The following is a 24,601-nucleotide window of genomic DNA, read 5'->3' on the forward strand; positions in this document are numbered from 1 at the left end:
TATTCGTGTACTTTTGCACAAAACTTTAAGGTTATGATACAGTCTATGACAGGATACGGCAAAGCTACGGCCGAACTTCCTGATAAAAAAATAAATGTAGAAATCAAGTCGCTCAACAGCAAGGCAATGGATTTATCCACTCGCATCGCTCCGGCGTATCGTGAAAAAGAGATTGAAATCCGTAATGAGATTTCTAAAGTGCTGGAACGTGGAAAGGTTGATTTCAGCCTGTGGATCGAGAAGAAAGAAACGGCAGAAAATGCGACTCCTATCAATCAAGTATTGGTGGAAGGTTACTACAAACAGATTTTGGCAATCTCGCAGAATCTTGGTATTCCTGTTCCTGCCGACTGGTTTCAGACATTGCTCCGTATGCCGGATGTGATGACTAAAACGGAAATCCAGGAACTGACCGACGAGGAATGGAAAATGGTGCATGCCACTGTGCTCGATGCTATCAGTCATCTGGTAGATTTCCGCAAACAGGAAGGTGCTGCACTGGAAAAGAAGTTCCGTGAAAAGATCGCCAATATCTCAAGCCTGCTCGAAAAGATCGCTCCTTACGAAAAAGAGCGTGTGGAAAAAGTGAAAGAACGCATCACGGATGCTCTCGAAAAGACATTAAGTGTGGATTACGACAAGAACCGCTTGGAGCAGGAATTGATCTATTACATTGAGAAACTGGATGTCAATGAAGAAAAACAACGCCTTAGCAACCATCTGAAATATTTCATCAGTACAATGGAAAGCGGTAACGGACAAGGTAAGAAACTTGGTTTTATCGCCCAGGAAATGGGTCGGGAAATCAATACGTTAGGTAGCAAGTCCAATCATGCCGAAATGCAGAAAATCGTTGTTCAGATGAAAGACGAGTTGGAGCAGATTAAGGAGCAGGTGTTGAACGTGATGTAATTTACTCACAATAAATTCATTTACGATTAGACGATTTACGATGTACGATTGAAGTTAGTATTGCGAAATAATAGTGTACACATTTGGATATTTATAAATTCAAAAAATAATATCAATCGTACATCGTAAATCGTCTAATCGTAAATAACTTAATGTCAAATAAACTTTAATAATGACCGGTAAACTAATTATTTTCTCTGCCCCGTCAGGTTCGGGCAAATCTACTATTATCAATTATCTGCTGACGCAGAATTTGAATCTTGCATTTTCTATTTCTGCTACCAGCCGTCCTCCGCGTGGTACGGAGCAGCACGGAGTGGAATATTTCTTTCTTACGCCGGAGGAATTCCGTTGTCGCATTGAGAACAACGAATTTTTGGAGTATGAGGAAGTATATAAGGACCGTTATTACGGAACGTTGAAGGCACAAGTGGAAAAGCAACTGGAAGCAGGTCAGAATGTAGTGTTTGACGTTGATGTGGTAGGTGGATGTAATATCAAGAAGTTTTATGGTGACCGTGCGTTGTCAGTGTTCATTCAACCGCCTTCGGTGGAAGAATTACGTTGCCGGTTGGAAGGACGCGGAACGGATGCTCCGGAAGTCATTGAAAGCCGTATTGCTAAGGCGGAATACGAATTGGGGTTTGCTCCGCAATTCGATTGTGTGATTGTCAATGACGATTTGGAAGCTGCGAAGGCAGAAGCGTTGAAAGTAATCAAAGAGTTTTTAGCCGAAGAATAAGACTTGAGAATGTACAAGAAGAACTGTAACACCCGAAAATGGATGTATCTGTGTGCCGTCACCGGTGTGATGAATCTTCTTGCTTTTATTGTATGCCTTTATTTTCAACAATGGGTCATAAGCGGCATTGCGCTACTTCTCACAATCAGACAAGCTATTGTTTTACCGAAGTGGAGAAAGAAAATAAAGCAAGAAAGAATAGCGGAAAATGAATCAAGTTAAAACAAGAAAAACCGGAATCTTCAGCGGGTCATTCAATCCGATTCATATCGGGCATCTCGCTTTAGCCAATTACCTTTGTGAGTATGAAGGGTTGGATGAAATATGGTTTATGGTAAGTCCGCAGAATCCTTTGAAAACGAAGGCAGAGTTATGGAGTGACGAGCTTCGTCTTAACTTAGTGGAGTTATCCATCAGTGATTATCCTCGTTTTCGAGCTTCAGACTTTGAATTTCATTTGCCCCGTCCTTCGTATAGCGTATATACACTGGAGAAACTTCATGAAGCGTATCCCGACCGGGAATTTTATTTCATTATCGGTTCCGATAATTGGGAACGTTTTGGACACTGGTACCAGTCCGAACGCATCATTAAAGAGAATCAACTCCTCATTTATCCTCGTCCCGGCTTTCCGGTAAAAGAAGAGGAATTGCCGGAAACCGTGCGTCTTGTTCATTCCCCTGTTTTTGAAATCAGTTCCACTTTTATTCGGGAAGCCTTGAGTGAAGGGAAAGATATTCGCTACTTTCTACATCCAAGAGTTTGGGAGGCTATCAAGAAAGATAATATACGCCTTTGAATATATTATAATATGTGTCCGGCAGAATATAACGGATAATTTGTCAGCCACTCTTGTTCCCGATAATCTGACATGGAAAAACGGATGCCATGTAGTTCTGGATTCTTTTCAACAAAAGAGCGCAGACTTTTCGACTGTAAATTTTCTTCAGCTTTCACTTCGACCGGAATAATACAGATTTCTTTTTGCAAAAGGAAATCCAATTCTCCTTTGGAAGTATCTGAAGACCAGTAATAGATATTCAAGCCTTTCACTGATTTCAGTTGTTGTAACACATATTGTTCGGTAATTGCTCCTTTATAATCGGTAAATAAAACATTGCCTTCCAATAATGCTTGTGGGGGGAGTCCGCTCATTGCTCCCATTAATCCGGTGTCTAGCATAAACAGTTTGAATGCGGAAAAATCTTCGTAGGCCGATAAAGGTATTCCACCTTTCTTTACCCGGTTTACTTTATAAATAAGACCGGCATCTATCAGCCATTCTATGGCCAGTTCAAAATCCTTGGCTCTTGCTCCTTCTTTTATAACTCCATAAATGAATTTGCGATTTTCTTTAGCCAGTTGTGCAGGAACCGAACGCCACACCATACGAATCCTAGGGACTTCGGCAATAGGAGCGTGTTTGGAAAAATCACGGTCATAAGAATCCAGTATGTTTTGTTGCAACTGGCGGACTTCGGTATAGTCTTTATGCTCAATAAATGCATTGACTACTTCGGGCATTCCTCCTACGAAATAGTACTGTTTAAGGAAGTCGGTGAATTTAGAACGGAAGGTAGAAATGAGGTTCCAATCTTGCTTTGCAAGCAAGCTGACAAAAGACTCTTGTCCGATAGCTTCTAAAAACTCGGAAAAAGAAAGTGGATATAGGTCTATAAAATCGACTTTTCCCACCGGGAAAGAGTCATTTTGATGCATAGCGATGCCCAGTAAAGAACCAGCTGCAATAACATGATACTGTGGCGCTTTCTCCAGGAAATATTTCATGGCTGTCAAGCCGCGTGGGGCTTCCTGAAGTTCGTCAAAAAGAATTAAGGTATCTGTATCTACTACTTTTCCGGTTACTAACTGGATAGCCATCAAAATACGTTCGATATCAAAATCTTTTTGAAAAACCTCTTTCATCACTTCATTGTCTTCGAAGTTGATGTAGGCAAACTGTTTGTAAGCAGTAGCCGCAAACTCTTTCATAAGCCATGTCTTTCCTACCTGACGGGCTCCGCGAATAATCAAAGGCTTTCGTGTAGACTTTTCTTTCCAATCGTACAATTGTTGCATTGCATTTCTTCTCATACTTCTTTCTTTTATTGTCAGCTACTTATAGGTACAAATGTAAGCACTAAAAAGGATAATAACAAAAAGTCATACCCTAAAAGTGTGGTATTTAACAAAAAGTCGACCCTAAAAGTGTGGTATATTACAGAAAGTCGTATCAGAAAAGTGTATGATGCTGCTATTTCTGTTTGTTATTGTACCAAGTTACGATACCTTACTCCGTCAATCGATGAAGAGTTATGACGATGATTTCTGCCGGAGCACCGACACGGATCGGTAACTTTGAAGTTCCTATTCCGTTTGTTATAATCAAAGGTATTTTTGCTGTATTATATGCCAGTCCGGTGATAAAACGATTGCCGTAGTGTGAGTTCAGTGCCGGGGCGACTCCGAATACACGGACTTGTCCGCCGTGTGTATGTCCTGCGAGAGCGAGGTCTGTATTGGCTACTGAAACATCTTCTATGTAATCCGGCGTATGAACTAGTAAGATGACAAAATCTTTGGGAGAGAGTGCCAAAGTGGGTGATACTCCGTTGCGTCCCAGATCGAAAGGATTGCGCACTCCGGCGATAATAATCTGCTGGCCGTCTTTACGCAGCGTGTCCACTTCGTGTTCTAACGGACGCATTCCGTAATGTTTCATAGTGTTCACAATTTCGTCGTGGCAACGTTCGTAATCATTATTACCCATCACTCCATAGGTTCCCATCAGTGTCTTTACACGTGCAAGTGTGGAAAACAAAGGTTCTACATATTCGCAACCTTCCTGATAATCACCACCCATCAAAAGAACATCTGCTTTTTGGGCAATCAATAGACGGACAAGATCGTTCAATCCTTTCTCTTTTAGCAGGCTTTTGTAATGTAAATCGGAAATGAAAGCGATGCGGAAACCTTCAAAAGCTTCAGGTACATCGCGGTGGGTGAAGTCGTATTTTACTACACGATCCACTCCTGTATAAACAGATGACACATCTACGCTGGAAGAGGTTATTGGGGTTCCACGGAGCATCCGGTCGGATTTGTCCGCGTCGGTATCAGTCTCCTTTTTCTTTGTATGTTGCTTTTTGTTTTTAGAAACAGCCAGTGCTTTGAGTTTCGAGTGGTCGGGAGCGAAGAGTCCGGCAATGGCGTTAGTCGTATCCGGATAAATGGAATCAGTATGTAAGACAGGGTGCGGCAAGCTAGCCACCATATTCTTTTTCGATTTGCAGGAAACAAGCAAAAGCAATGCCAACAGGATAACAGGGTAGATTGTTTTCTTCGTCAGTGGATAAATCGTTTTCTTCATCAATGGGATATTTATTTTTTTCATCAATGGGGTATTTATTCTTTTCATCAATAGGGTATTTATTTTCTCCATCACAGGAGCATTTATTTTCTTCATCTTCTCTTAGTTTGAAGTTTTCTGGGGTGCAAAGATACGAAAAATCATGTATCTTTGTCCGTCAAAACTCTTTATAATATATTAAAGTATGGAAGAAGTAAAGCGTAACTCGCTACAAGCATGGATATTAGCTGCACGTCCCAAAACTCTTACAGGAGCCGTTACCCCTGTTCTGATAGGTACAGCTCTCGCTGCGATGGACGGGCATTTTCACTGGTTGCCGGCACTGATCTGCTGTCTGTTCGCAAGTCTGATGCAAATTGCCGCTAATTTCATCAATGACCTTTTCGACTTCCTCAAAGGGACAGATCGGGAAGATCGCCTGGGACCCGAACGTGCTTGTGCACAGGGATGGATTTCTCCGCAAGCGATGAAAACCGGGATTATTATTACGGTTGCTCTTGCCTGTCTTATCGGTTGCACATTACTTTTCTTTGCCGGATGGGAACTGATTGTCGTAGGAGTGCTTTGTGTATTATTCGCTTTTCTTTATACCACCGGCCCTTATCCTCTTTCTTACAACGGCTGGGGAGATGTACTGGTGATTGTCTTCTTTGGATTTGTGCCTGTTGGCGGAACATATTACGTGCAAGCGCTAACATGGACGCCGGATGTCACTATCGCCTCTCTGATTTGTGGACTATTGATTGATACGCTACTGGTAGTCAATAACTACCGTGACCGGGAAGCGGATGCGCGCAGTGGAAAAAGAACAGTGATCGTTCGTTTCGGTGAGAAGTTCGGCCGCTATTTTTATTTGATGCTGGGTGTTACAGCTTCTCTTCTCTGTCTGTGTTTCCTTCGTGAAGGTCATTTTTTAGCCGCTCTTCTTCCGCAACTCTATTTGATTCCTCATTTCCTCACCTGGAAACGGATGGTGAAAATATATAGTGGTAAAAAATTAAACAGCATATTAGGCGAGACTTCGCGTAATATGCTGTTTATGGGTGTTCTTATTGCAATAGGAATGTTGGTAAGTTGAGAATCATTTCCCATACATCTTTTCGTAGTAACCCTGATAATCTCCGCTGGTAACTTCTTCCACCCAAGCCTGGTTGGTTAAGTACCATTCGATTGTCTTTACGATACCGACTTCGAATTTTGTTTCGGGATACCATCCTAAAGCATTTGTAATCTTTGTAGGATCGATGGCGTAACGTTGGTCATGCCCCAGACGGTCTTTAACGAACGTAATCAGATCTTCGTTGATCCAGTCGATCGAAATATTTCCGTTTTCGTCTTTCACCTTCTTTTTGAGAACCTGGCGATATTCGGGATTCTCTGCCATCAGACGGTGGATAGTTGAAATAGTCAGTTTTACGATTTCGAGGTTTGTTTTCTCGTTATGTCCGCCAACGTTGTACACTTCTCCGTCTTTACCTTCACGTACAACGAGATCAATCGCTTTGCAGTGATCTTCTACATAAAGCCAGTCGCGTACATTACTGCCGTCACCGTAGACGGGGAGATGTTTTCCTTCGAGGATATTCTTGATAATCAACGGAATCAATTTCTCCGGGAAGTGATACGGACCATAGTTATTTGAGCAGCGGGTAATTGTTACCGGCATTTTGTAAGTATCATGGTAAGCCATCACTACCATATCTGCACTAGTCTTAGAGGCACTGTACGGGCTGTGAGGACAAAGCGGAGTTGTTTCTGTGAAATACCCTTCGGCTCCCAGTGAACCATACACTTCGTCGGTGGATACCTGATGATAGCGTACACCTTTTCTCCAGGTAGGGTATCCTTGTTCATCTTTTCCCATTACCCATGCGCGGCGTGCACAATCCAATAAGTTCTGTGTTCCGAGAATGTTGGTAATCAGAAACAGTTGCGGATTTTCAATGCTGCGGTCAACGTGACTCTCGGCAGCGAAATTCACCACATAATCAAAACGATACTCAGCAAAAAGACCGTCTACCACATCACGGCTACAAATGTCTCCTTTGATAAAGACGCAGCGTTCGTTGTCGATGTCTTTGGCAATCGTTCCTAAGTTACCTGCATACGTCAAAGCATCCAATATCACGACTTTGATGTCGTTATGTTTGGCCAAGATGTATTTGATGTAATTTGCCCCGATAAATCCTGCGGCACCGGTCACTAGATAAGTTTTCATATTTTATTCTATTATGTTGATTTTAGGATTGTTTTGCCAATTCGATGAGATACTTTCCATACTCGGTCTTTTCGAGTTGCTGACCTAACAGAAGCAATTGCTCCGTCGGAATCCATCCCTGACGCCAGGCGATTTCTTCAATACAGCTGACGTAGAAACCTTGCCGATTCTGAATAGTAGCCACGAAGTTGGATGCTTCCAGCAGACTGTCGCAGTTACCCGTATCCAGCCATGCGAATCCGCGTCCGAAGAGTTCCACTTTCAATGTGCCTTCTTCCAGATACAGGCGATTCAGGTCTGTAATCTCATATTCTCCACGTGCTGAAGGACGAAGAGCTGCTGCTTTTTCCGTCACACTGGCATCATAGAAATAGAGTCCGGGAACGGCATAATTACTTTTTGGCACTTCCGGTTTTTCTTCCAGTGAAATAACTTTCCCTTGTTCGTTAAATTCCACTACACCGTATGCGCGCGGGTCTTTTACATAGTAGCCGAAGATGCAGGCACCTTTTTCTATATTGGCAGCCCGGCGGAGCATGGCAGAAAAGCCTTGTCCGTAAAACATATTATCCCCAAGAATCAGACAGCCCGGTTCACCGTTCAAGAAATCGGCTCCCAATACGAAAGCCTGTGCCAGTCCGTTAGGTTGTTCCTGTATTTTATAGGAGAAAGACATACCCAATTCCTCACCCGTTCCCAACAAATCCCGGAACATAGGCAAGTCACGTGGAGTCGAAATAATCAACACTTCGCGTATTCCTGCCAACATCAGTGTCGACAATGGATAGTAAATCATCGGCTTGTCATACACAGGCATGATTTGTTTGGAAATCGCTTTGGAAAGCGGATAAAGTCGGGTGGCACTACCACCGGCCAGAATAATTCCTTTCATGTTCGTCTGAGTTATTCATTAACAGTGTGCAAAGGTCGGAAAGAATTCCGACGTGGCAAAATTTTAAAATAATTTTTCAGTCAGGCGGGGACATTTATTTTATTTGTCCGCCAGTTCGATAACTTCCAAGTCTTGAAACGCCCCTTGATTGATAACAAAACGCACCAAAGTCCGCACCTTATGGAAACCAGACATACCTGCAGCTCCCGGATTGATATGTAACATATCCAGCGTTTTATCATACTTCACCTTTAATATATGCGAATGTCCGCTGATAAAAAGCTTGGGCGGTCGCGTCATCAGGCTACCAATGATGGAAGGATCGTACTTTCCCGGATAACCGCCGATATGTTTTATCAGTACTTCCGCACCATCCACCGTGAAACGATTTATTTGAGGATACAGTTTTCTGATTTCCTGTCCGTCAATGTTTCCGTACACCGCCCGGAATGGACGGAATGCGGCTAACTTTTCCGCTACTTCCAGTGAACCGATGTCTCCGGCGTGCCAGATTTCGTCGCACGATTCGAAATATTCCAGGTATTTCTCGTCCCAGTAAGCGTGAGTATCAGATAATAATCCAATTCTTGTCATAAAATTCTTTGTTTAATCCCACAAAGATACTATATTTGGAAAAATCTTAAAGCACATGGAAAGCAAATATAATTATTTCAAGCGAGATATAAGTTGGCTCTCATTCAATTACCGCGTATTGTTGGAGGCTCTGGACGAGCGTCTGCCGCTTTACGAACGTATCAACTTCATCTCTATCTACTCTTCCAACCTCGAAGAGTTTTACAAAATCCGTGTAGCCGACCATAAAGCTGTTGCTTCCGGCGCTACGGAAAGCGATGAAGAAACCGTACAGTCAGCCCGCGAACTGGTAGAGGAAATAAATAAAGAAGTCACCCGCCAGCTGGATGACCGTGTACGCATCTATGAACAAAAAATACTGCCTGCCCTGCGCAAAAATCATATCATCTTTTATCAAGACAACCATGTAGAACCGTTCCACCAACAGTTTATCAAAGACTTTTTCCGGGAGGAAATCTTTCCCTACCTGCAACCTGTGCCTGTATCCAAAGATAAAATTGTCTCCTTCCTGCGGGATAACCGCCTTTACCTGGCAATACGAGTCTGTCCGAAGAAAGAAGAAAAAAACAAAGGAGAAGAAACTAAAGAAAATATAGAAAAATATACCGGAGAGTGCATAAATGAAAGAAATGACGGAGAAGGTATAAAAGTAGGTATGGAAGCAGCAAGGCCAAATGTAACAGACCTCCGACAACCCCTTTACTTTGTGATGAAACAACCCTACGCCAAAGTGCCCCGCTTCATCGAACTTCCGTCTCGCGAGAAAAATCATTATTTGATGTTTACCGAAGACATCATCAAGGCAAACCTCAACCTGATCTTCCCCGGCTACGATGTCGACTCCAGCTACTGTATCAAAATTTCCCGTGATGCTGATATATTGATTGACGACACCGCCAGCAGTGCCGACCTCGTCGCTCAACTCAAGAAGAAAGTGAAGAAACGCAAGATCGGTGACGTCTGCCGTTTCGTCTACGACCGTGCTATGCCTTCTGAATTCCTGGACTTCCTTGTGGATGCCTTCCGTATTCAGCGTGACGAACTTGTCCCCGGTGATAAGCATTTGAACCTCGAAGACCTGCGTCATCTTCCCAACCCGAACAAATCCCTTCATAGCCTCGAAAAACCGAAGCCGATGAAGCTGACCGTCCTCGATGAGAAAGAATCCATTTTCAATTACGTCGCCAAAAAGGACCTGTTATTATATTATCCTTATCACTCTTTCGAGCACTTTATCCACTTCCTATATGAAGCCGTGCACAACCCGGAAACCCGTGAAATCATGGTAACTCAATACCGCGTAGCGGAAAACTCCGCCGTCATCAACACCCTGATAGCCGCCGCCCAAAACGGCAAGAAAGTCACCGTATTTGTGGAACTGAAAGCCCGCTTTGATGAAGAAAACAACCTTGCCACCGCCGAAATGATGCAAGCCGCCGGTATCAAGATAATCTACAGCATCCCTGGTTTGAAAGTGCACGCCAAAGTAGCCTTGATCCGTCGTCGCGGATTAAACGGTGAGAAAATCCCCAGCTACGCCTACATCAGCACCGGCAACTTTAACGAAAAAACCGCCACCCTTTACGCCGATTGCGGTCTTTTCACCTGTCGCAAAGAAATAGTGGCCGACCTCTATAACCTCTTCCGTACCCTGCAAGGAAAAGAAGACCCGAAGTTCACCACCCTTTTGGTAGCCCGTTTCAACCTCATTCCCGAATTGAACCGCCTGATCGACCGCGAAATATCCCTTGCAGACGAAGGCAAGCAAGGACGCATCATCCTAAAAATGAACGCCCTCCAAGACCCTACCATGATAGACCGCCTCTACGAAGCCTCCGAACACGGTGTACAAATCGACCTTATCGTCCGTGGTATCTGTTGTCTTATCCCCGGACAGTCATACAGTCGTAACATCCGTGTCACCCGTATTGTAGACAGTTTCCTCGAACACGCCCGCATCTGGTACTTCGGCAACGACGGCACCCCCAAAGTATTCATGGGCTCTCCCGACTGGATGCGCCGTAACCTCTACCGCCGCATCGAAGCCATCACCCCCGTTCTTGCCCCCGACCTGCGTGACAGCCTGATCGAAATGCTTAATATCCAGCTTGCCGACAACCAAAAAGCCTGCTGGGTAGATGATAAGCTGCAAAACATATTCAAAAAAAGAACACCCGGCACCCCTGCCGTCCGAGCCCAATACACCTTCTACGACTGGCTAAACAAAACTAACAACTAACATCAAATCCTTTCCGCAGCAACTATGCTGCGGAAAACACATCATTACAACCATACCCCAGTCCCCCCATCGTACATACGATCACAATGACCTGCACCCCGCATGGTTTCCCGGCCTACTTTTTTCTCCGTCAAGCGAGCGCCCGTAACGTAGCGTCAAGAAGGGCAGACTGTTTGAGCGTAGCGAGTTTCTGCCCTTTAGCGAAGTGAAGGAAGCGAGTAGGAGAAAAAAGTCAGCCTTGAATTTTTCTTTGCTTCTTTCTTTTGTTTCAAGACAAAAGAAAGATGATTACGAGATAAAAGAAAGATGATTGTAATACAATTGTAACATGTATGACACCTCCCTGCAACGTCAAATCCCGTCCTTTGCAACTGGAAACAACATACACATATTATTTATGGAGACTATTTATTTATGCATTATCATCTTCCTCTTCGTCCTTGCCGTCTTCGATCTGATAGTCGGAGTCAGCAATGACGCAGTCAACTTCTTAAACTCCGCGGTAGGTGCCAAAGCCGCTTCGTTTAAAACCATCCTTTTCATAGCCGGCGTCGGCATATTTATTGGCGCCTCCCTATCCAATGGCATGATGGACATAGCCCGGCACGGCATCTACCAGCCCGAGCACTTCTACTTTGCCGAAATCATGTGCATCCTGTTAGCCGTCATGCTGACCGACGTAGTACTGCTGGACGTATTCAACTCCATGGGTATGCCCACCTCCACCACCGTTTCACTAGTTTTTGAACTACTCGGAGGAACCTTCGCCCTCTCACTTATCAAAGTACATAATAGCGACACCCTCGGTTTGGGCGACCTCATAAACACCGACAAAGCCCTTTCCGTCATCATGGCCATTTTCGTATCCGTCGCCATCGCCTTCTTCTTCGGAATGATCGTACAATGGCTGGCCCGTGTGATATTCACCTTCAACTATACGAAAAAGATGAAATACAGCATTGCCCTCTTCGGAGGTGTAGCCGCTACCGCCATCATCTATTTCATGCTTATCAAAGGACTGAAAGACAGCTCCTTCATGACCCCCGAAAACAAACACTGGATACAAGACAACACATTAATGTTAATCGCCGTCTTCTTCGTGTTCTTCACCGTGCTAATGCAAATCCTTCACTGGATGAAAATCAACGTTTTCAAAGTAATTGTATTGATGGGCACCTTCGCCCTCGCTCTCGCTTTTGCCGGCAACGACCTTGTCAACTTCATCGGTGTTCCCCTCGCAGGCTTCTCCTCTTTTATGGACTATACCGCCAACGGAGGAGGAAATCCGAACGGCTTCCTGATGACCTCCCTGCTGGGGCCCGCCAAAACCCCGTGGTATTTCCTTATCGGAGCCGGAGCCGTTATGGTCTACGCCCTTTGTACTTCTAAAAAGGCACATGCCGTAATTAAAACATCCGTCGACCTTTCCCGTCAAGATGAAGGAGAAGAAACATTCGGAAGTACCCCGATTGCCCGTACAGTAGTCCGCATCAGTATGACACTTGCCAACGGAATCTCCCGCATTATGCCAAGTGGCAGCAAAGAATGGTTTGACTCCCGCTTCCGCAAAGACGAAGCTATCATTGCCGACGGAGCAGCTTTCGACCTTGTCCGCGCTTCTGTCAACCTGGTATTAGCGGGTCTGCTCATCGCCTTGGGAACTTCCCTGAAACTTCCTCTTTCTACCACCTACGTAACCTTCATGGTAGCTATGGGTACCTCCTTGGCCGACCGTGCCTGGGGACGTGATTCTGCCGTTTATCGTATTACCGGCGTATTAAGCGTCATCGGTGGCTGGTTCATCACTGCCGGAGCTGCCTTCACCATCTGTTTCTTCGTAGCCCTCGTACTTCATTATGGAGGAAATATCTCTATCATCGCACTCATCGGTATAGCTGTATTCATCCTGATCCGTAGCCAAGTGATGTACAAAAAACGCAAAGCGAAAGAACAAGGTAGCGAAACTCTGAAGCAACTTATGCAAGCCACAGACAGCACAGAAGCCCTGCAACTGATGCGTAAGCACACCCGCGAAGAACTTTCCAAAGTGCTGGAATATGCAGAAACCAACTTCGAACTGACCGTCACTTCTTTCCTCCACGAAAATCTTCGAGGACTGCGTCGTGCTATGGGTTCCACAAAATTTGAAAAACAGCTCATCAAACAGATGAAACGTTCCGGCACCGTAGCCATGTGCCGCCTCGACAACAACACCGTACTCGAAAAGGGACTTTATTACTATCAAGGCAACGACTTTGCCAGCGAACTGGTTTACAGTATTTCTCGTCTCTGCGAACCTTGCCTGGAACATACCGACAACAACTTCAACCCATTGGATGCCATTCAGAAAGGTGAATTCAGCGATGTTGCCGAAGATATTACATATCTGATTCAGCAATGCCGTAAGAAAATGGAAAACAACGAGTACAACAATCTGGAAGAAGAAATCCGTCGTGCCAACGACCTCAACGGACAGCTTTCGCTATTGAAACGTAAGGAACTGCAACGCATCCAAAGCCAATCAGGAAGTATCCGGGTTAGCATGGTATATCTCACGATGGTTCAGGAAGCACAGAACGTAGTCACTTACACCATCAACTTAATGAAAGTAAGCCGTAAATTCCAAATGGAGACTGAAATGCCGTAAAGGCTGGAAACGATAACGTTCTTCACTGGAAAAAACGAATGATAACTCGAAAGGAAAGGACTGTTTGATAAACCCTATTTATATAAGTGAGGGTATGTCAAACAGTCTTTTCTTTTTAGAAAGTGGTTTGATAAAAAAGCTCTGTTCTTTAGCATTTGATTTGATAAAATTGTATATTTATAGTCGGTAAGATATTTGAGGCGATTTAAAATGCAATGGTATAAAAATGAAATGAATGAAATATCAATTAGAAATAACCACTTTACTGGTTCCTGTCAATGTGCATCAGTTGTTTGAGAAATGTGAATGGCCCGAACTAAACAGTTTTGACAAAGAAATGGTTGAGGACTATTTCTCTGATTTGGTAAATGGCATTCAAACCGATGAGGCTTTGGACGATTGGAAGCTGACAATTGTCCTGTATATCGGTACTTATTTGGGAGCCAATCATATCAGTATCCGGAAACATGGAATCACCGATACGGCAACAAAAGAAAAAGTGTTGACGATCGGTATACCTCTCCCTTGCAGTAAAACCGTTCGTTGGGGAGTGAAGAAGAAAGAACGGTTTACTGGTAAAATACCGGATGAAAACTATAGGAGAAATAACAGGTTGCTTCCCGTCAACTTTGCGAAATATGATACTATGGGAACCTATATTGAAGATAACATCCGGATAGCCCTTTTGAATTTGTTTGAAGTAGGTTTTACCTTGAAAGGATATAAAGTAAAGAAACGGTGATAGTAACTGAATTGTAATCAAACTTTCTTTTCATAGGGATTAAACTTGCTTATCCCGGCAGGAAAACGTATCTTTGTTGGTAAGAAAACTATAACCGCAAGTTCTGATTATAAAACCGGAACTTTTGATTATGTAATCAGAAGTTTCAGTTATAAAACCAGAACTTGCGGTTTTAGTTTGCCCTAAGGGAAAAAGAACTTTTCTTCTAGGGGAGAACAAGTTTTCTACCTATAGCAAGGATGTTTTCTATTAGTAATCAATATTTCAAATAAACTTTAGTACTATGGCAATGTATGTAATGGAAGAAATGCCCGATATTCATGGAACGGGCGAACAAGTACTTTATCCTCGGTTTGCAATGATGGATCAGGTTTCTACCGAGGAGCTGATACGTCAGATAGCATCCAGCAGTGGTTTTAATGTCGGAGATGTGGAAGGCGTAATTACACAAATAGGTATTGAGATGGCACATCAGATGGCAGAAGGCAAGTCTGTGAAGCTGGATGGCATTGGAACATTCTCTCCTTCGTTGGCGTTATGCAAAGATAAAGAGCGTGAAAAGGCCGGAGAAGGCGAAACCCATCGTAACGCACGAAGCATTGTGGTGGGAAACGTGAACTTTCGTGTAGACAGGAAGATGATAAGGCGTATCAATGGAAGATGTCTGCTGGAAAGAGCTCCGTGGAAGTCGCAACGTTCTTCACAGAAGTATACTCCGGCGCAACGGCTTGCATTGGCTGTCAGATATTTGGAGGAACATCCTTTTTTGACAGTCTACGAATACCGGAAGCTGACAGGTCTGCTGCGCACAGCGGCTACCAATGAATTGCGCCAATGGGCGTATACGCCCGGTTCCGGTATCGGGATTGATGGCAGAGGAACACATCGGGTGTATATAAAGAAAACATAATTCATCATATTTGTATGATGATACTTTGAGATTTTGAATTAAGAGCATTGGGGGGAATTGCGGTGAGGGCGCTTTTCTTCAGGGACGTGCTTGAGTGATAACTAAAATTAATAAAAATGGGGAATTTGATTTCATTTATGAAGGAAGTAGCTGAAGGGCTTCGAAAAAGTGGGAATTATGGAACTGCTCATGTTTACAGGAGTAGCATGAATGCTATCATTGCATTTAACGGGAGCAGGAATCTGTCATTCAAGAAAGTGAATCAGGAGTTTCTTAAAAGTTTTGAAACGTATTTGCGGGAAAAGGATTGTAGTTGGAACACGGTTTCAACCTATATGCGTACATTGAGGGCGGTGTACAACCGCGCGGTTGACCGTCGTATGGCATCTTATATACCGCATCATTTCCGGTATGTTTATACAGGAACGCGTGCTGACAGAAAGCGTGCACTGGAAAAGGAGGATATGGAACGATTGATGAAAGAGCTTCCCAAACAAATTCATCAGGGAAGGGAAGAATTACAACGTACGCGCGCGTATTTTTTCTTAATGTTCATGCTTCGTGGTATGCCGTTTGTAGATCTTGCCTATCTTAAAAAGCAGGATATGGTGGGGAATGTGCTTACTTATCGTCGTAGAAAAACCGGGCGGCTTCTAACTGTGACGCTTCTGCCGGAAACTATGAAACTAATAAAAAAGTATATGAACACCGATTCTGCTTCTCCTTATCTTTTTCCCATACTGACTGGCGGAGAGAGTACCGAAGCTACCTACAGGGAATATCAGATAGCTTTGCGTAATTTTAACTATCAGCTTCTGTTGCTGAAACAAGTACTTGCATTGACTTCTGATTTAAGCTCGTATGCGGCGAAACATCATACAATCTCTATCTAATTGAAAATTAAACAGTTATTTCTGTTTAATTAATATCAGGTAACGATTTAGAAACGAGCGAATTACAATATTCTGTTTTCTTTTGCCTCTGTCAAAGAACGATTCTTTCAATGCAAATATACACTTTACTTGTGACAAAAGCAATCTTTTTCTACATTTAATCGACTTACAGTCAGCCTTAAAGAGGGTATCTGGTCTCATTCCATCTTCTTCCTCAAAAATAACATAGCAGTCTAAATTGGTTTATGTATGGGATAGGTCTTGTTCATTCGATCCGGTAGACTACTATACATAAAAGTATAAAGGCGAGATACGACAAGGAGATGCCATGCTTTTGTGTAAGGGGAATCTCTCTTAGCTTATCGCAGACCATGTATAGCTAAGTGTTTTGAGAATAAACAGTCTGTAAAAAACGGAAAGACACCGATTATGGGCCGTATCACCATCAATGGAACCCAAGCCGGTTTCAGTTGTAAGAAAGAAGTGTCCCTCGCTTTGTGGGACGTCAAAACCAACCGGGCCAAAGGCAAGTCCGAGGAGGCCCGTACACTCAATCAGGAGCTTGACAATATCAAGGCGCAAATCACCAGGCACTACCAGTACATCTGCGACCACGACAGTTTTGTTACAGCCAAGAAAGTCTATAACCGCTATGTCGGCTTCTCAGAGGAATGCCACACCCTTATGAACCTTTTCAGGGAACAGCTGGAACCGTATAAAAAGAAAATCGGCATAGAGAAAGCCGAAAGCACCTACTGCGGTCTGGTTGCCGATTACAAGAGTCTCCTGCTTTTCATGAAAAGCAAGAAGAATGCAGAGGATATTGTCATCGAAGAACTTGAGAAATCATTCATCGAGGATTACTACAACTGGATGCTCGGTACATGCGCTTTGGCAAACTCCACTGTCTTCGGGCGTGTCAATACCTTGAAGTGGCTGATGTATATCGCGCAGGAAAAAGGCTGGATACGGGTTCATCCGTTCGCATCATTCGAGTGTATGCCCGAATACAAGAGGCGTTCTTTCCTTTCCGAAGAGGAACTGCAAAGGATAATCCATATAGAACCGAGATACAAACGCCAGCGTGCCATGCGCGACATGTTCCTGTTCATGTGCTTCACCGGTCTTTCCTATGTGGACTTGAAAGCCATAACATACGATAATATCCATACCGACTCCGACGGCGGTACATGGCTGATGGGCAACCGTATAAAAACGGGAGTGGCGTATGTCGTAAAATTATTGCCCATTGCTATCGAACTGATTGAAAAATATAGGGGTACGGATGAAAAGAAAGACTCCCCGAATGTGTCTTTCCGGTAGGTGAATACAATGCCATGCGGCTCAGTCTTGGAATCATAGGCAGGAAATGCAACTCCGGGGCGAGGTCACCCCGCACATCGGACGCCACGCATTTGCCGTTCTGGCCATACTCAAGGGGATGCTGCTGGAAACTCTTCAGAAAGTGTTTGGGCATAAGTCCATCACATACGTCCTGCGCATCCATTCACTTGTCCGGCGCAGGCGGGGCAATCTTTTTCTGGAAGTCGCCCATCTGTACGACCAGCGTGCTGACCAGCTTTCTCAACTCCTAATACGCGCTTGTTTCAATAATTGTCAGTTCCATACTAAAATTCTTTTTAAGATTCTGAATATGCGACAAAGTAACGCACATCCTATATCCTTTCCAAACAGATAATATCAGAGTCTTCCGTTGGCGTGCATTGGCGTATCCAACGTTAAAAGAGAAGGTCCTTCACCTGCATCCATGCGGCAACGGAACTTCCATTCCCTTACTTGTTTTCCATAAATTTATAGGATTAATTTCTGGTGCATGATATTAATAGTCATTATTCTGTCTGCTTTTTTTGCTTGCATAATTGCAGCTAACAGTTATCTATTCCAGAACGCATTGTTATGGAAAATGGCAAGCTGTTTTGTTGGTTTATGGATATTGTGTATGATAATTACCGTCTTCGTTTGTCGTAAACTTGAATGCTCTAATTAAAACAGTACGGTTGTCATGCTTTGTGTGTTTTATTATAAATATTATGAATTATTTGGAATTGATATGTAATATAGATAATTTTGCAGTCGGGAAATGGTTTCGGGAGGTTTACGCCTTCCGAATGAAAAGGGAACCCGGTGAAAATCCGGGACAGTACCCGCTGCTGTGAGTCCACAAAAACGGACATCGAACTTTTGCCACTGGTGTAATACCGGGAAGGCACGATGACCGGGACGAGTCAGAAGACCTGCCATGACCGGAATGAGATTTACACCTGCGGGATATACGGGTCGTAATCAAATAAGGAATAGCTCATCGGCCATTCAATATTTGAAGACAGACATATTCCCGTTCGTGTAAGTCCGCACGAACGGGAATTTTTTGTGTTTGTTAATAATATGTTTTACATTAAAATGAGTGACCTATGAAAAGAAAATTACGCTTTCTGGCAGGTGCCTGTCTATTTACCGCAACCGCCTTGTTCTCTGGCTGTAGCTCGGACGATGACTTTTTGATGGACCCGGTTGATTCCGGAACTTCGCAAACCCGTGCTGTGACAAATTCGGACGGTACTTTAACTATCACTTTCGATGATTTCGATCCCGGCATGTTAGCAGGACCTACCTCGGCCGGAGAAAATCTTTATTCGTACCAAGGGTATCCTCAAGTAACCACCATTTACGACAATACTCCGGAAGAATATCTCTTCCTTTCAATGTTTAATACTGTAGGTGGAAGCACAGAGTATTCCAGCGGCGGCATCGCACTTTCCAACTGGAACATCCGCTCCAATCAGTCGGGAAATACCGGAGACTGGTGGTATTCTTATCTAAACCAATGTTCTGTCTATAACACTGCGGTGGAAGCGGAAGGACAGAATAAGGAAGCCGGGCACAGCGGTTCCAATTTCGGTGTCGTTTACGGATATGTGGATGCTTACAATCAGGCATGGATGGCTAAACCAGAATTTTATTTCAATGTTCCCCGGAAATTGGTCGGCCTGTGGATCTGCAACACCTCATACACTTATGGTGTCATTACTTATGGTAATCAGTTCGGTTCTACGGGGGTAGCGACTCCTCTGAAAGAGATGAAAGGGTATTTCCAAGTGAATCTGGAATGTTATGATGCGAATGGCGGTCTGATCCGCACTTACAAACGTCTTTTAGCCGATTATCGTAACGGCCAACAACAGGTTGATCCTATCACGACATGGGATTATTGGGAAATCAATGCCGAAGGGGTGCAAAGTGTGAAATTCAACTTCGAGGGTTCGGATTCGGGAGCATACGGTTTGAATACTCCGGCTTATATCTGTATTGATGATATCACCATACAATAAAAAGAATACAAGGATATCCCTTCTGTCGGGGGTATCCCTGTTATTTTTCTAAAATCCACACATCATGCATCGTTTTCACTATTTTATTATTTCTGCCTGTATGCTGTTCACCTCCTGCAACAAGGATGAAGTCATTACCGAAGAAGTAGGAGGACAACCTATAATAGAACTTGACAGCGAGACCGGTATTTACACGGTCAAGGTCGATCACGAATTGACTATCGCCCCGACATACCAGAATGTTGAAGATGCTCTTTTTGCTTGGACGATAGACGGTACGCTGGTTTCTTCGGGTCCGTCTCTTCAACGTACATGGAATGAATGCGGGGATTTTTATGTCAAACTAAGAGTAGACAATGCGGAAGGCTATGCCGAAGAGGAACTGAAAGTAGAAGTGAAAGAACTCACCCCTCCGGTCATCTCACTGGCACTACCTTCGCAGGGGCTAAAAGTCGTCCGGAATACCGATTACACATTTACTCCCGATATTCAGCATTCGGATGTCGAAGGGTTCAAAATCGAATGGGTACGGGAAGGAAAAATCGTTTCCACCGAGAATACTTATACTTTCAATGAAAAAGAACTCGGTGTTTATACGGTGACAATCAACGCTTCCAATATAGATGGGACAACAACGAAAGACGTAAGCGTAGAGGTCGTGGAAACGATGCCCTACGTTGTCAAATTCCCGACCCCGTCTTACCTGCAAACATCCACGGACAGGTACACTTTTGCCGACCGTCCTGTTTTCCTGCGTCCGTTGTTGGAGTATTTCGACAATCCCCGTTTTGAGTGGAGTGTGGACGGTCAGGTCATGGAAGGAGAAGTGGAACGCATGTTCAAGTTCACGCCGTCCGCACCCGGAGAATACACCGTCTCCTGTACTGTGTCGGAAGACACACCGACGGAAAAAATAAGCAGGAATATCGACAAAGGGAAAACGGCTGTCACTGCCACCGTAAAAGTCGTTTGTGTGGACAAAAAGGAACAAGACGGCTTCCGGGCTTCGGGAAGTTCCAAGCTCTGGAATAAAGTCTATGAATATACCCCAGCTCCCGGCCAATTTATCAACGAGACGAGCACGATAGGCGGTATGACCGGCAACGAAACATCCCCTGAAGCGGCTGTCGCATGGGCAACACAGCGTTTGAAAGACAAACTGCACGTCTCTTTAGGTTCTTTCGGGGGTTATATCATCGTCGGCTTCGACCACAGTATTCCCAATTCGGGTAACCAATATGATTTCTGTGTTCAGGGGAACGCCTTTGACGGCAGTTCCGAACCGGGTATCGTATGGGTCATGCAAGATATAAACGGAAACGGATTGCCGGATGACGAGTGGTACGAACTGAAAGGATCTGAAGCAGGCAAGGAAGAAACAATACAGAATTTTGAAGTGACCTATTACCGTCCGGAAGGCAAAAAAATGGATGTCCAATGGATCAGTTCCGACGGTAGAAACGGCTGGGTAGACTATCTGTCCGCTTATCATACACAAGACTATTATTATCCGGCTTGGATTTCGGAAAACAGTTATACCCTGACAGGCACTTGTCTGGCCGCCCGCAACACCCAAGATTCTCAAACCGGTTATTGGGATAATCAGAGTTATGACTGGGGGTACGTGGATAATTTCGGAAACGACCAGATAGAAGGCGGCAGTACGGTGGATGGAAGCGGACAAAGGAACGGTTTCAAAATTTCCAATGCCATCCATGCCGATGGAACGGAAGCCAATCTGCAATATATTGACTTTATCAAAATACAATGCGGTGTTCTGGCCAAAAGCGGCTGGCTGGGCGAAGTTTCTACGGAGGTATTTTCTTTTGAGGATCTAACCAAATAATAAAAATTACAAGTATGAAAATTTATTTTCTTCCCATGCTCCTATCCTTGTTCTTTTTGGGAGCGTGTGACAAAAACGATGAAATTATACCTGAAGATGCAGATGAAAATTTCATCACATCGGTCGTGATGACCGTGGACGGGAAATCGTACACGGCCGACATTACGGACAATACAGTAACAATAACCGTTCCCTATACGGTATCGCTGAACAACGCCGAAGTGGAATTCAAGTACACAACTTCTGCAACAATCATACCTGATCCTGAAACGGTAACGGACTGGGATAACGAACGAACCTTCCGGGTGACATCCTATAACGGAGATGCCCGCGAATATACCTATAAGGTCGTGAAAAGCGAGATAGAATCTGACGGAGATGTGGAGTTGAAGACCACCGAGGAGGTAGCTTCTTTTGCCGCAACCAAAACAACCGTTGTCAAAGGGAACCTGATTATCGGCTCTGATGCGGAAGAGGCAGAAAAAATCACTGACATATCTGCATTGGCATCTTTGAAAGAGGTTACTGGCAACATTGTCATTCGTAACAGTTACAACGGTGCAGACTTGACAGGGTTGGATAATATCGTTTCTGCCGGAGGTTTACAGGTAGGTTCGACCGATGTCGCCTCGAAAGCTACGGAACTTCACATGATTTCCATGAAAGCATTGGAAACGCTCTCCGGAGACATATCGGTATATAACGACCAAGTGACGTATGTCCTATTCGAGAAACTGGCAACTATTGAAGGAAGCGTGATGTTCAATGCGTCGTCGTTACAGAGTTTTGAGTTTCCGGTTCTGACTACTGTAGGTCAGGATCTGAATCTTCAAGGACTCAATGAAGAGAACACAGCAGCCGGTTCGATTGCGTCTTTGGAAATACCGGAACTGACAAGTGTCGGAGGGGTCTTGTCCGTAAACAATCTTGCCAAGCTGACTTCCATGAGCTTCCTTAAGCTGAAAGAGACCGGTGGCCTTGATTTCCATACCGTCCCCGTGATGTTGGAAACCATCAACCTTCCGGAAATCGAAACAGTAAACGGAAGTATTATTATGGAAGCCAATATGGAAGCTCCTCCTACCGGTAGTTTTGTTCCCCAACGAAATGACGTGCTTCAGGCTTTCGGTGGAATGGACAAACTGACAACGATAAAGGGACAGATAAAGATAAAGAATTTCACGGCACTCAAACAACTTCCCGACTGGAGCAAGATCACCACACTTGGAAGCATCACGCTGGATTATCTTGAAGATGTGAGCGGAACACTGCTGTTGCCGAACGCCCGATTTGAAACCTTCGGAGAAACAGCGCCCCAGATTGAAATTATAAACAAGGTGCAGCTCTCCAAAATTGAAACAGCCGAAGATTTGTCAAATGTAAATTTTGTCATCACCAGTCTCACGAATAATAAGTTCCCTGAAATCACGTTCAAGAATATCAAAGACTTCACTTGTAAGCCAACCACCAACAATACCGATTATACCATATCGACAATTCAACATGTATATGGAAATCTAAATGTGACAGGCCAAATGCGAAGCAATGCCAAATTTCCCGACTTGGAAATCATAGATGGATATGGATATATCCAAATACCCATGTTTGCTTCAATCACAATGCCAGTCTTGAAAGAAGTGGGAGGACAGTTCTATTTATCTGGAAATTTTACCAGTTGTAACTTGCCCTTACTATCCAAAGTTTGTTGTTCAGCTTCTCCTGTATATTATAAAGAGGGAGAGGGTTCGTTAGCAATATCTTTACAAAGTAAATCGCTGGATATTCCGGAATTGCTTCACGTAGGAGGTGAAGGGTTGTTCGTTAATAAAGCAACAGGCATTACTTGTGATAAATTACAGACTATAGATGGTACGCTACAGATAAAAAGTGCGACTTCTCTTTCTCAGGAAACACTTTCCATGGAGAAGTTGGAGACCTTGCATGGGGTTGTTTTTGACGGTTTGACGAAATTTACCGACTACACTTTCTTCGGCAAGTTTATAGAAAACGGAATGATTACGGGGGAAAGTTGGAGCGTGACGAAATGTGGGTATAACCCAACCTTCCAAAATATGAAGGACAAACAATATACGCAGCAGGATTAAACCTTATACCTTAACCAGAGTACCCGTAATGATTCGGGTACTCTTTTTTATCCGAATGACAATGAGCAGAACAATACAACGGATTTGCCTTTTTCTTTTCTGCCTGCCAGTTTTCGGCAGTTGCATGAAATGGGATTACGGAGAGATGGAAGATTTCTCTGTATCGGCCTCTGGTCTTTTCATTACCAACGAGGGGAATTTCCAGTACAGCAATGCCACGCTTTCCTACTACGATCCCGCCACGTGCGAAGTGGAGAATGAAGTGTTTTACCGTGCCAACGGGTTCAAGTTGGGCGATGTGGCCCAGTCTATGGTTATCCGGGACGGTATAGGCTGGATCGTGGTGAACAACTCGCATGTGATTTTCGCCATCGACATCAATACTTTCAAGGAAGTGGGCCGTATCACAGGTTTCACCTCACCCCGGTATATCCATTTTCTGTCGGATGAGAAAGCCTATGTGACGCAGATATGGGACTACCGTATCTTCATCATCAACCCCAAGACATACGAGATTACCGGCTATATCGAATGTCCAGACATGGACATGGAATCGGGTTCCACCGAACAAATGGTACAATACGGCAAGTACGTCTATGTGAACTGCTGGTCGTACCAGAACCGCATCCTGAAAATCGACACGGAGACGGACAAGGTCGTGGACGAACTGACCATCGGCATACAACCTACTTCGCTGGTCATGGACAAATACAACAAGATGTGGACCATCACGGATGGCGGTTACGAGGGCAGCCCATACGGTTACGAGGCACCGTCTCTCTATCGTATAGACGCCGAGACTTTCACCGTAGAGAAACAGTTCAAGTTTAAGCTGGGCGACTGGCCTTCGGAAGTCCAGCTCAACGGTACACGGGATACACTTTACTGGATCAACAACGATATTTGGCGAATGCCGGTGGAAGCCGACCGTGTTCCCGTCCGGCCTTTTCTGGAGTTTCGGGACACCAAATACTACGGCCTTACGGTCAATCCCAACAACGGGGAGGTATATGTGGCCGACGCTATTGATTACCAGCAACAAGGTATCGTGTATCGCTATTCGCCGCAAGGCAAGCTGATCGATGAATTTTACGTGGGAATCATTCCGGGAGCTTTCTGCTGGAAATAACGAGGAAGGAGG

Annotated in this window: 19 protein-coding genes, 1 pseudogene and 1 riboswitch; of the genes and pseudogenes, 15 read left to right on the plus strand and 5 right to left on the minus strand. The window is 44.2% G+C overall.

Annotated elements, in window-relative coordinates:
• Positions 1-33 precede the first annotated feature (33 nt).
• The 3 genes from BSAG_RS00715 to nadD all read left to right on the plus strand — a co-directional run bounded on the left by BSAG_RS00715 (position 34) and on the right by nadD (position 2,453).
• The gene (locus BSAG_RS00715; protein WP_004316996.1) at positions 34-912 is read left to right on the plus strand and encodes a YicC/YloC family endoribonuclease; all 879 of its coding nucleotides are present in this window, start codon (positions 34-36) and stop codon (positions 910-912) included.
• A 172-nt stretch (positions 913-1,084) separates the two neighbouring features.
• A complete protein-coding gene (gene gmk / locus BSAG_RS00710) occupies positions 1,085-1,654 on the plus strand; it encodes a guanylate kinase (protein ID WP_004316995.1) in 570 nt (189 codons plus the stop codon).
• Positions 1,655-1,862: 208 nt separating this feature from the next.
• Entirely contained in the window at positions 1,863-2,453 is a 591-nt protein-coding gene (gene nadD / locus BSAG_RS00705; protein WP_004316993.1) for a nicotinate (nicotinamide) nucleotide adenylyltransferase, read from the plus strand.
• Positions 2,454-2,458: 5 nt separating this feature from the next.
• On the opposite strand, the gene BSAG_RS00700 is transcribed toward nadD, so the two are convergent.
• Both BSAG_RS00700 and BSAG_RS00695 read right to left on the minus strand, forming a co-directional pair.
• Complete coding sequence (locus BSAG_RS00700; RefSeq protein ID WP_004316992.1) at positions 2,459-3,748, minus strand: ATP-binding protein; 1,290 nt, start codon at positions 3,746-3,748, stop codon at positions 2,459-2,461.
• 196 nt (positions 3,749-3,944) lie between these two features.
• A complete protein-coding gene (locus tag BSAG_RS00695; protein WP_369744401.1) occupies positions 3,945-5,048 on the minus strand; it encodes a metallophosphoesterase in 1,104 nt (367 codons plus the stop codon).
• Between the two features lie 160 nt (positions 5,049-5,208).
• Between BSAG_RS00695 and BSAG_RS00690 the strand changes: the two genes are divergently transcribed.
• Positions 5,209-6,102, plus strand: a complete 894-nt coding sequence (locus tag BSAG_RS00690) for a 1,4-dihydroxy-2-naphthoate polyprenyltransferase (protein WP_004316990.1) — start codon at positions 5,209-5,211, stop codon at positions 6,100-6,102.
• Positions 6,103-6,105: 3 nt separating this feature from the next.
• Here BSAG_RS00690 and rfbB read toward each other — a convergent pair whose 3' ends face one another.
• The 3 genes from rfbB to BSAG_RS00675 all read right to left on the minus strand — a co-directional run bounded on the left by rfbB (position 6,106) and on the right by BSAG_RS00675 (position 8,728).
• Positions 6,106-7,242 carry a dTDP-glucose 4,6-dehydratase gene (gene rfbB, locus BSAG_RS00685; RefSeq protein ID WP_004316989.1) on the minus strand — a complete coding sequence of 379 codons (1,137 nt, stop codon included), beginning with the start codon at positions 7,240-7,242 and terminating at the stop codon, positions 6,106-6,108.
• Positions 7,243-7,264: 22 nt separating this feature from the next.
• On the minus strand, positions 7,265-8,134 hold the full coding sequence (rfbA, locus tag BSAG_RS00680) for a glucose-1-phosphate thymidylyltransferase RfbA (RefSeq protein WP_004316988.1): 870 nt from the start codon (positions 8,132-8,134) through the stop codon (positions 7,265-7,267).
• Between the two features lie 99 nt (positions 8,135-8,233).
• Positions 8,234-8,728 carry a metallophosphoesterase family protein gene (locus BSAG_RS00675; RefSeq protein WP_004316987.1) on the minus strand — a complete coding sequence of 165 codons (495 nt, stop codon included), beginning with the start codon at positions 8,726-8,728 and terminating at the stop codon, positions 8,234-8,236.
• A gap of 55 nt (positions 8,729-8,783) precedes the next feature.
• Here BSAG_RS00675 and ppk1 point away from each other — a divergent pair, with 55 nt between their 5' ends.
• The 11 genes and pseudogenes from ppk1 (at position 8,784) to BSAG_RS00625 (ending at position 24,589) form a co-directional block, all read left to right on the plus strand.
• A complete protein-coding gene (gene ppk1 / locus BSAG_RS00670; protein WP_004316986.1) occupies positions 8,784-10,967 on the plus strand; it encodes a polyphosphate kinase 1 in 2,184 nt (727 codons plus the stop codon).
• Between the two features lie 397 nt (positions 10,968-11,364).
• Complete coding sequence (locus BSAG_RS00665) at positions 11,365-13,614, plus strand: inorganic phosphate transporter (protein WP_008017861.1); 2,250 nt, start codon at positions 11,365-11,367, stop codon at positions 13,612-13,614.
• Positions 13,615-13,849: 235 nt separating this feature from the next.
• Positions 13,850-14,356 (plus strand): Imm9 family immunity protein, encoded by a 507-nt coding sequence (imm9, locus tag BSAG_RS00660; RefSeq protein WP_008641277.1) that lies wholly within the window; start codon positions 13,850-13,852, stop codon positions 14,354-14,356.
• Between the two features lie 283 nt (positions 14,357-14,639).
• A complete protein-coding gene (locus BSAG_RS00655) occupies positions 14,640-15,266 on the plus strand; it encodes an HU family DNA-binding protein (RefSeq protein ID WP_004314900.1) in 627 nt (208 codons plus the stop codon).
• A gap of 116 nt (positions 15,267-15,382) precedes the next feature.
• Positions 15,383-16,141, plus strand: a pseudogene (locus tag BSAG_RS00650) (tyrosine-type recombinase/integrase); the annotation flags it as partial.
• Between the two features lie 447 nt (positions 16,142-16,588).
• A complete protein-coding gene (locus BSAG_RS00645) occupies positions 16,589-17,482 on the plus strand; it encodes a phage integrase SAM-like domain-containing protein (RefSeq protein ID WP_004289225.1) in 894 nt (297 codons plus the stop codon).
• Between the two features lie 46 nt (positions 17,483-17,528).
• Positions 17,529-17,858, plus strand: coding sequence for a hypothetical protein (locus BSAG_RS25845; protein ID WP_004289226.1), 330 nt, complete (start codon positions 17,529-17,531; stop codon positions 17,856-17,858).
• A 386-nt stretch (positions 17,859-18,244) separates the two neighbouring features.
• Positions 18,245-18,437, plus strand: a riboswitch (cobalamin riboswitch).
• A 154-nt stretch (positions 18,438-18,591) separates the two neighbouring features.
• Positions 18,592-19,509 carry a DUF4465 domain-containing protein gene (locus tag BSAG_RS00640; protein ID WP_004289228.1) on the plus strand — a complete coding sequence of 306 codons (918 nt, stop codon included), beginning with the start codon at positions 18,592-18,594 and terminating at the stop codon, positions 19,507-19,509.
• A 64-nt stretch (positions 19,510-19,573) separates the two neighbouring features.
• Complete coding sequence (locus tag BSAG_RS00635) at positions 19,574-21,355, plus strand: PKD-like domain-containing protein (RefSeq protein WP_004293827.1); 1,782 nt, start codon at positions 19,574-19,576, stop codon at positions 21,353-21,355.
• Between the two features lie 14 nt (positions 21,356-21,369).
• Positions 21,370-23,460: a lipoprotein gene (locus BSAG_RS00630; protein WP_004311297.1), complete on the plus strand. Its 2,091-nt coding sequence runs from the start codon at positions 21,370-21,372 to the stop codon at positions 23,458-23,460.
• A gap of 28 nt (positions 23,461-23,488) precedes the next feature.
• Positions 23,489-24,589, plus strand: coding sequence for a YncE family protein (locus BSAG_RS00625; RefSeq protein ID WP_004293828.1), 1,101 nt, complete (start codon positions 23,489-23,491; stop codon positions 24,587-24,589).
• Positions 24,590-24,601: the final 12 nt, after the last annotated feature.

The organism is Bacteroides sp. D1, from assembly GCF_000157095.2.
GTDB lineage: Bacteria > Bacteroidota > Bacteroidia > Bacteroidales > Bacteroidaceae > Bacteroides > Bacteroides xylanisolvens.